At 59.5% G+C, this 6,583-nt stretch carries 7 protein-coding genes and 2 tRNA genes; 2 read left to right on the forward strand and 7 right to left on the reverse strand.

From position 1 onward, the window contains the following. Positions 1–292: 292 nt before the first annotated feature. Positions 293–382, reverse strand: a tRNA-Leu gene (locus tag ACP5PX_RS07060). 208 nt (positions 383–590) lie between these two features. On the opposite strand from ACP5PX_RS07060, the gene ACP5PX_RS07065 reads away from it, so the two are divergent. Beyond that, the gene (locus tag ACP5PX_RS07065) at positions 591–1,031 is read left to right on the forward strand and encodes a GNAT family N-acetyltransferase (protein ID WP_428085271.1); all 441 of its coding nucleotides are present in this window, start codon (positions 591–593) and stop codon (positions 1,029–1,031) included. Positions 1,032–1,064: 33 nt separating this feature from the next. Here ACP5PX_RS07065 and cysS read toward each other — a convergent pair whose 3' ends face one another. Next, a complete protein-coding gene (cysS, locus tag ACP5PX_RS07070; protein WP_428085266.1) occupies positions 1,065–2,243 on the reverse strand; it encodes a cysteine--tRNA ligase in 1,179 nt (392 codons plus the stop codon). A 55-nt stretch (positions 2,244–2,298) separates the two neighbouring features. Next, positions 2,299–2,376, reverse strand: a tRNA-Glu gene (locus ACP5PX_RS07075). 125 nt (positions 2,377–2,501) lie between these two features. On the opposite strand from ACP5PX_RS07075, the gene ACP5PX_RS07080 reads away from it, so the two are divergent. Continuing rightward, positions 2,502–4,043, forward strand: a complete 1,542-nt coding sequence (locus ACP5PX_RS07080; RefSeq protein WP_428085267.1) for a hypothetical protein — start codon at positions 2,502–2,504, stop codon at positions 4,041–4,043. 47 nt (positions 4,044–4,090) lie between these two features. On the opposite strand, the gene thyX is transcribed toward ACP5PX_RS07080, so the two are convergent. From thyX to nrdD, 4 genes are all read right to left on the reverse strand, one after another. Next, complete coding sequence (thyX, locus tag ACP5PX_RS07085) at positions 4,091–4,789, reverse strand: FAD-dependent thymidylate synthase (protein WP_428085268.1); 699 nt, start codon at positions 4,787–4,789, stop codon at positions 4,091–4,093. Beyond that, the gene (gene dcd / locus ACP5PX_RS07090; protein ID WP_428085272.1) at positions 4,786–5,403 is read right to left on the reverse strand and encodes a dCTP deaminase; all 618 of its coding nucleotides are present in this window, start codon (positions 5,401–5,403) and stop codon (positions 4,786–4,788) included. Before dcd ends, thyX begins: the two co-directional genes overlap by 4 nt. 10 nt (positions 5,404–5,413) lie before the next feature. Next, positions 5,414–6,106, reverse strand: coding sequence for an anaerobic ribonucleoside-triphosphate reductase activating protein (locus tag ACP5PX_RS07095; RefSeq protein WP_428085269.1), 693 nt, complete (start codon positions 6,104–6,106; stop codon positions 5,414–5,416). Between the two features lie 42 nt (positions 6,107–6,148). Continuing rightward, the coding region (gene nrdD, locus ACP5PX_RS07100) for an anaerobic ribonucleoside-triphosphate reductase (protein ID WP_428085270.1) at positions 6,149–6,583 on the reverse strand (435 nt) is incomplete at its 5' end.

Consider the following 6,583-nt stretch of genomic DNA (forward strand, 5'->3'; position numbering starts at 1 on the left):
AGCGGTTCAGCACGATCACCACAATAGTCCCTAACATCGTTGGGTATATTTACCCAAAAGCTTAAATACTTTGCGTTACCCTTGGGGTTGTCGAAAAAACCCAGAGGATAGAATAAGGTCCAATTTTTCTGCCGCTTGGATGCCTGTGAGCATCCGCGGGTGGTGCGACGACGCCATCAGCATTACGCTCAGTACATTCATCCCGGCCATCCTGCATCTGTTGCTGGAGCCGTGGCGGTCCTTTAACCCCGCGAATATGGCCTTCTCAATGCCCAAGAAGGAATGTTTTCAATGGTGCGGGGGAAGGGATTTGAACCCTCGAAGGCCCTGCGGCCACAGGATCTTAAGTCCTGCCCTTTAGGCCAAGCTCAGGCACCCCCGCAGTAGGAACTTTTCAGGACCGGCCAATAAAACTAGCGGCCCCTCCCGTGCGCCCGGCGGTAGACGGCGCGGTACTTGCCCCGCCTCAGCCGCCTCCGCAGCTGCCGCTCGAACTCGTCCTCACCCTTCCGCGGCATCGCATCCCGCCGATCCGGCCTCGATTTACCCTTTAAGGTGGAAACGATATAAACGGTTGCGAGAAGGTGGCCATGCTCATAGTGAGGTACTCGCCGGAACGCTTCCGCGAGGTCCTGCCGTTGTTGCGGGAGGGAACCAGGGGCTGGGGGAAGGAGTGGCGGGAGGAAATCATCCGCAGCTATTCCCGAAGCGAGGGTGAGGCCTACCTCGCCGAAGCGGATGCCAAGGTGGTCGGGACGCTGCTGCTGAAGCGTGAGGTCCGTGCGCTGGTCATCTATTTCCTTGCGGTCAGGAAGGGCGAGCGATTGAAGAACATCGGCAGCTCGCTGGTGAAATTTGCCGAGGGGATTGCCCGCAGGGAGAAGCGAATCCTGAGGGTCGATGTGGCCAAGGAGTTCGAGAAAAACGCCAACTTCTACCTGAAGCTGGGGTTCAAAAAATGCGGCCGGGTGAAAAACTTCTACCTCGAGGGCGACGACCAGATCTTCCTCTACAAGCGGCCTAGAAGATGAAGCCCATTACTGAGTCCATCCTCCTTATCGCCGCTATCGCCCTCTCCGCGTTTCCGGTGCCGAACCTCCCCGCGCCAGCAGCCTGTCCAGCTCCCCCACCATCGAGCAGAGGGAATCCATGGCCGCGGGCGTGTCGATATCGTTGTTAATGTGGCGCGTAAATTCGGAGAGCGTCTGATCAATCAGTCTGTCCGCGGCCTCGCTGTCGCTTCCACCGCCGACCTTCTCCAGCCGCCCGACCAGCGCCCTGCACCGGGCAACTTCCCGGGCCGTCCCGCGCAGACCCCGGAGGGTGAAGTTGAGCCGCCGCCGGTAGTGCCGGGAGAGCAGATGGGCCCGGATCTCATCGCAGCCGTAGCCCAGCTTCACCAGCTCCTCCAGCGTGTAGGACCGGCCCAAGGACTTGCTCATCTTCTTCCCCGAGATCATCAGGTGCCGCACGTGCATCCAGTACCTCGCCGGTATCTTCCCCGTGGCCCCGGCGGTCTGGGCGATCTCATTCTCGTGGTGGGAGAAGACGTTGTCGATGCCGCCCATGTGGATGTCGAAGGGGATCCCCAGATAGCGGATGCTCATGGCGCTGCACTCGATGTGCCATCCCGGCCGGCCCCTTCCCAGCTCGGTCTCCCAGCAGATGTCGCCGTCGCTCTTCTGCCACGCCTTCCAGAGGATGAAATCCCCGGCCTCGGACTGGAAATAATCGTCCTTGTATATCCTCCCCCCGAGCTCGCCCCGGAACCGGTAGTGGGAGATCATCCCGTAGCGCGGGAAGCGGGAGACGTCGAAGAAGATGTTTCCCCTTTCATCTCGGTAGGCCAGCCCCTTTTTCACCAGCCTCTTGATCAGGGCCACCATCGCTTCGATGTTCTCGGTCGCCCGCGGGTAGTGATCAGCGGGCAGCAGCTTCAACCGCCGCGAAGCCTCGAAAAACCGCCGCTCGTTTTCCCGGGCTATTTCCCGCAGCCTCTTCATGCTGCCCCGGGCCGCCCGAACCATCTTGTCCTCGATGTCGGTGATGTTCATCACGTGGATCACCCGGTAGCCGTTGAAGATCAGGGCCCTCTTGACCACGTCCTCAAGCACATAGGTGCGGAAGTTTCCCAGGTGAGGTGCAGAATAGACGCTGGGACCGCAGGTGTAGATGCGGACCTCGCCCTTTCTGATGGGGACGAATTTCCTGACCTTTCGGGAAAGCGTGTCGTAAATCAACATGTTTTCAAACACTCAGGGATTTCCCGACTTTTAACCCCAAGCCTTCAGCTTTGAGTGGTGCTCCGGCCGGGATTTGAACCCGGGGCGCAGGCTCGAGAGGCCTGCATGTTTGACCGGCCTACACCACCGGAGCACCAAGATTACACCTTTTTTCAATTGTTAAACTTTTTTCTACCCAATAATAAATAGCTCAAATCGGCCTTTCCAAAGCGACAACAAAAATGAAAGGTCAGAAAACCAAACTTGAAAAGGTGGAACATGAACCAAAGCGGTTTGGTGGCGATAGCTGTCATTATAGCAATCGCAATTTGCGGGTCACTTTTCTTGCCACCATCGTTCGAAATCAACGACTTGAAAATAACACCTGCTGAAGCTGGACCGGGAGAGCCGGTGACAATATCTTTTGTGATCAGAAACCGCGGGTTGCTCTCCGGCGTTTATATGGCGGACCTCTGGATCGACAACGAACTGCTCGAGACCAAGTCAATCGAGGTCGCCGGCGGGGGGGTGAGCTGGGAGTCCTTTGTCCTCACCCGAGAAATTCCGGGGACCTACCTCCTCAGGGTCGGCAACCTAGCCGCGGAGTTAAAGATACTGCGCCCACCTGAATTCGAAGTCACCGACCTGAGAGCCGAGCCACCCGAGGCCATAGCTGGAGAGAACATCACGGTCACGGCAACGGTGCGGAATCTGGGCGAGATGGGAGGAACTTTTATTGCCACCCTCGCCGTGAACGGTGCTGTCCTAGAGTCGAAGGCCATCACGGTGCCGGGCGGGCAAGCTGAGACCGTGACCTTTACCTTCGCCCGAGATCCGGGGGTTTATCTGGTCGCGGTCGGCGGGGCCACTGCCTCCATCACTGTGAAGCCCGCGGTGATCCTGGTCTCCCTGCAGCCGGAAAACCAGGCGGGTGCAGAAATCCCGCTGGAATTTGAGTGGAAGTACCGGATCTGGGAGCTGAAGCTCGCCCTTTCCGTGCCCCAGTACCTTTACGATTACTACCGCAGCAAACCAAGGCCGCACACGACGAACTATTCCGTGTACGTCACCGATTCTCGGGACGACGGGCTGATCGGCGGGCTGGTGGAAAAATTCGAGGAAACCGCATCCAGGTACAAGCTGAACGAGACCGAAAAAATCAACTCCATCATCGCATTCGTGCAGAGCCTGCCCTACACCCCGGACGAAATATCCACCGGCTACGACGAATATCCCCGCTATCCCATCGAAACCTTGGTCGATGGCGGCGGCGACTGCGAGGACTCGTCCATCCTGCTGGCGGCCCTCCTCAACGCGATGGGATACGACGTCGTTTTAATAGAGCTCTCAAATCACATGGGCTTGGGCATCGCGGGCAATTTCTCCGGATTTTACTACGAGCTCAAAGGGACGAAGTACTTCTACGTGGAGACCACGGGCACCGGGTGGAAAATCGGGGAGCTGCCCCCAGAGTTCCGGGGAACGACGGCCGCCCTGTATCCTCTGGAGCCGATCCCGATCTTAACCCACTCCTGGACCGCGGCGCAGATAACCCGAAGTCTGCTCGAGCTCTCAGTCACGGTGAAGAACGAGGGAACCGCGACCGCCAGAAACACCCGCGTGTTCGCCGGATTCGACGCCGGTGAGAACCTCGTCTGGAATCCGCAGCAAAGCGAGAGCTTTGACCTGCCGCCGGATTCCGAGGCCCAAGTGGCCCTGAGGCTGGTCCTCCCGAGAGACAAGTACACGAGATTGATCGTTCAGATTATCCTGGAGAACTACGTCGCCGACCAGAGCTTCTCCAGCTGGTTCAAGACCTAGTTCGGTAGAAAATTGATGAAAGCGACCTAGCCACAACGGAGAAATGTTCATCGCTGGACGATTTTATCCAGATCCGGCTTCTTTCCGCCCTTTGGATAGAGGGGGCACAACTCGTCGTTCTCAGGGCATTTGCCGACCGCGACGCAGCTCGGGCCCGCCTTCTCGAAGATCTTCGGGGCCACCTTCTTCACCAGCTTGAGCATCTCATAGGCGAGTTCCCGGATCTCCCACTGGGCGTGGGTACAGCACCTCAGCTTGAAGAAGTTCATCAGTGCCCGCGCGTTCATGGTGACCACGATGTTCGCCGTGGCGGCATTGGGGAGCAGATAGCGCGCGTCCTCGACCGGGATGCCGCGCTCGATCAGGGTCAGGTAGTCCCTCCAGGCGGCGTCCATCGCGGCGATGAAGATCTTCTCGGCCTCCTTATCCCGGGAAACCGTCGGCGGGACCACGTAGTTCTTCTCCAGTTTCACCGCCCGCTGGCTCTGCTGGGAATAGCTGGCAATCCGGTGGCGGACGAGCTCGTGGGTGCAGGCCCGGGAGACGCCCTCAACGCTGAAGGTGAAGGAAGCGTGCTCGATCACCGATTCGTGGCCGCGCTCCACGCAGACCTCCAAGCTGTGCAGCAGCTTGTCCCTCTCCTCCTTCAGAATTTCATCCACCGGTTTCTTGGAGCGGCAGGAGCGGGCGGCTGCACCAGCGATCGCGTCCGGATCTGGCGTGTGGGCGACCAGCTTTACCCTCATGGGCTTTCCTCAATCTCAATCAGGGTGGCCAAGTCCTTATCAGCATACAGCTTGGGCAATGCCGGCTCGGTGCTGCCCGAGTACTTCCCCTGATAGGGCCTCTCCGGCGGCGTCTCGGTCCGGAAGAAGACCATCTGACCGATTCTCAGCCCCACCGGCAGGTAGTAGGGCACAGGAAGGTGGTTGGTGATCTCGATGGTCCAGACGCCGTCAAAGCCCACGTCGCCCCAGCCCGCCCCCCTGACGATATCTATCCCGGTCCGCGCCAGCGAAGACCGGCAACGGATTGAGGCCACGATGTCCTTCTTGGTCCCGACCCTCTCCAGCGTCGAGGCGATGACGAATCCGTGGGGCGGCAGCCGGATGAACTTCCCGCGGACGATCTTCTTGCCCACGCGCAGGGTGGTTTCCTGAGCCTCATTTCTGACGTAGGCCATGTCCACGGACTCCTTGATGAAGGGGAAGAAGCCGTCGATGTTGTTGTTGAAGGTGTAGAAGATCGGGCCGATGGACAGGTCGTAGCCGTTGGGCTGGAGCTTCCTCTTGTCGAAAGGCTCGATGATGATGTTCCCCGTGGCCATCTCCCTGAGAATGTCGCAATCCGAGAGCGGCAGTGTCTCACCTCTAAATGTTCCTTACCTCAAAGCTTTTGAACATTCCGCTTATTGCCCTTCGCGTGCGTTCGATGGCCTCGCGGGGCCAAGGCGCCATTCGCTCAAACCTCGGGTCGACCGTGGAATGGGGGGCAAACTGCTGAATCGCGTACTTCTTCGCCCCCCGCAGGTAGGTGGCGATCTTGATGACGTCGTCGGGTGAAAGCAGCTCCGGCACCAGCGTGGTCCGGAACTCATAGTCAACCGGGGAGTTGCGGATCAGCTCGATGCTCTCGAGGACCCTCTCAAAAACCGCGCCCTCGTCGACACCGGTCAGGTCGCGGTACCGGTCCGGCGTCAGCGGCGCCTTCACGTCCATTGAAATATAATCGACCAATCCGGACTTGATCAGATCCTCCAGAACCCGTGGGTTGGATCCGTTGGTCGCAACCGAAACCTGCAGGCCCCTTCCCTTCACCCGCCCGCAGAAATCTCGAAGGTCGGGCTGGAGGGTCGGCTCCCCGCCGGTAATGGCTATTCCGTCCAGCCACTTCCTGCGCTTCTCCACCGCGGCGAAGATCTCCTCCTCGGAGATCGCTGGCAGCGTCTCAGGCCGTAGCACCAGGTCCCGGTTCTGGCACCAGGGACATCTGAAGTTGCAGCCCCCGGTGAAGACCACTGCGACCGCTTTGCCCGGGATCTCGTTGAAGGAGATGGTGATCAATCCATTGGCTTTCGTGGGCCCACTCCCCGGAGTTGGTATCGCCTACCCGAAGTACTTCCGCTGCCGGAACTCCTCGCGCTTGCCGTCGCTCCAGTTGGCCACCGGGCGCAGATAGCCGACCACCCGCGAGTAGACCTCGGTCGGCTTGCCGCAGTGCAGGCAGGCCTTGTGCTCGCCCGGGAAGTAGCCGTGGTCCTGGCAAATGCTGAAGGTCGGCGTCAGGGTGAAATAGGGAAGCCGGGTGTTGGCGGTCATCCTCTGCAGCAGCAGTTTGGCGGCCGCGCCCTGAATCTTTTCCCCGAGCCAGGTGTGGAACACCGTGCCACCGGTGTAGAGCGTCTGGAGGTCCTCCTGGTGCTCCAGGGCCTCGACCAGGTCCAGGCCGGAGTTAACGGGGAGCTGGGTGGAATTGGTGTAGTAGGGCACCCTCTCCCCGGCGGTGATGATTTCGGGGTACTTTCTCCTGTCGATCAGCGC

It is taken from the genome of Hadarchaeum sp. (SeqCode) (assembly GCF_049969415.1).
In the GTDB taxonomy this organism is placed as follows: domain Archaea; phylum Hadarchaeota; class Hadarchaeia; order Hadarchaeales; family Hadarchaeaceae; genus Hadarchaeum.

Excerpts from the sequence above, each read along its gene's own strand:
- ACP5PX_RS07080 (WP_428085267.1), top strand. The coding sequence starts at position 2,502 with ATGAACCAAAGCGGTTTGGTGGCGATAGCTGTCATTATAGCAATCGCA.
- cysS (WP_428085266.1), bottom strand. The coding sequence starts at position 2,243 with ATGTTGATTTACGACACGCTTTCCCGAAAGGTCAGGAAATTCGTCCCC.
- ACP5PX_RS07065 (WP_428085271.1), top strand. The coding sequence starts at position 591 with ATGCTCATAGTGAGGTACTCGCCGGAACGCTTCCGCGAGGTCCTGCCG.
- thyX (WP_428085268.1), bottom strand. The coding sequence starts at position 4,789 with ATGAGGGTAAAGCTGGTCGCCCACACGCCAGATCCGGACGCGATCGCT.